Origin of the sequence: Streptomyces capoamus (assembly GCF_014654935.1) — a bacterium.
Lineage (GTDB): Bacteria > Actinomycetota > Actinomycetes > Streptomycetales > Streptomycetaceae > Streptomyces > Streptomyces capoamus.
The window spans coordinates 222,615-223,921 of the sequence record NZ_BNBF01000013.1 but is presented as its reverse complement, the minus strand read 5'-3'; the positions used below and the strand labels follow the sequence as shown (position 1 = coordinate 223,921).

1 protein-coding gene is annotated in these 1,307 nt (G+C 71.5%); it reads right to left on the bottom strand.

Annotation, left to right across the window (positions count from 1 at the left end; genetic code table 11):
- Positions 1-1,307, bottom strand: a 1,307-nt coding sequence (locus IE312_RS41190; protein WP_229900258.1) for a class I SAM-dependent methyltransferase, incomplete at both ends; no start/stop codon positions are given.

Genomic DNA, 1,307 nt, shown 5'->3' with positions numbered 1-1,307 from the left:
GGGTCCGGGCGAGGCCGTGGACGCTGGCGCCGTCGAGGAGTTCGCGCAGCAGTTCGTCGAAGAGGGCGTGCTCGGCCTCGGGCAGTTCCTCGCGGAGCACCCCGACGAGCTGGGCGGCGAGCAGGGAGTCGCCGCCGGCCTCGTAGAACGTGTCGTCGCGGCCCACGGCGGGCGTGTCCAGGACGCGGCACCACAGGGCGGTGATGCGCTGCTCCAGGTCGGTCATCGGCTGCGGGTCCGCGCCGACGGTGCGTTCGCCGCCGCGGCGGGGGGTGAGCCAGGTGCGCAGGGTGCGCCGGTCCACCTTGCCGTTGTCGGTGAGCGGCAGTTCGTCGACGATCTGGAGCTGCGCGGGCACCATCTCCTCGGGCAGCCGTTCTGCGAGGTGCGCGGAGAGCTGGGCCGGGGTGACGCGGGCCCGGTCGGCCTTGAAACGGACCGCGAAGACGTGCATGCCGATGGCCGACAGCGGGTCGTCGGTACCGGGCAGGCACAGCACCGTCTCGCCGCCGGCCGCGGCGATCAGGCCCAGCCACTGGTCGCGGCTGACGAACGTCTGGTCCTTGCCGTGGCGTACGTCCTCGAAGTCGCCGGCGGTGGCGTCGAACAGGAACTCCATCGAGGTGAGGATCTGGTAGTTGTCGCGGGTGGTCTCGATGAAGACGAGCCAGCCGCCGGGGGCCAGCATCTGCCGCATGCGGTCCAGGACCGTGCCGGCGTTGCGGGAGTAGTGCATGACGTTGCCGCAGAGGATGAGGTCGAGCGAGTTGGGTTCGACGCCCTGGGGGCGGAAGTCCTCGTTCATGTCGAACAGGGCGTAGCGCACCCAGGGGAAGTCGGCGAACCGTTCGGCGGCCTTGTTCAGGAAGAACTGCGAGACGTCGGTGAACAGGTAGGAGCAGTCGGTGCCGGCCAGCCGGGGCACCGCCTCGACGCTGACGCCGCCCACTCCGGCGCCGACCTCCAGCAGGCGGACGGTGCCGTACCGGGCGTGGTCGTCGGCGACGCGGCGCACCACGGAGGTGGCGATGCGGTTGAGGTAGGAGTTGAGGAAGCCCTGGGTGTAGGCGGCTTCCTGGATGTCGATGCTGCCCTCGGGGAACAGCAGTTGCACGGGGTCCTGTTCGTCGCGCAGCAGTTGCGGCAGGTGGGCGGTGGCGGTGCGGAAGTAGTGCAGGAGCTGTGAGCCGTCCTGGGCCGAGGGCAGCGCCGCGTCGACGCGCCGCCAGGCCTCGGTCACGGCGCCGGGCGCGGCGCGGCGCAGGGCCCGGTAGCCGTCCTGGGGCCGGTGCTCCAGGTGGCCTTCG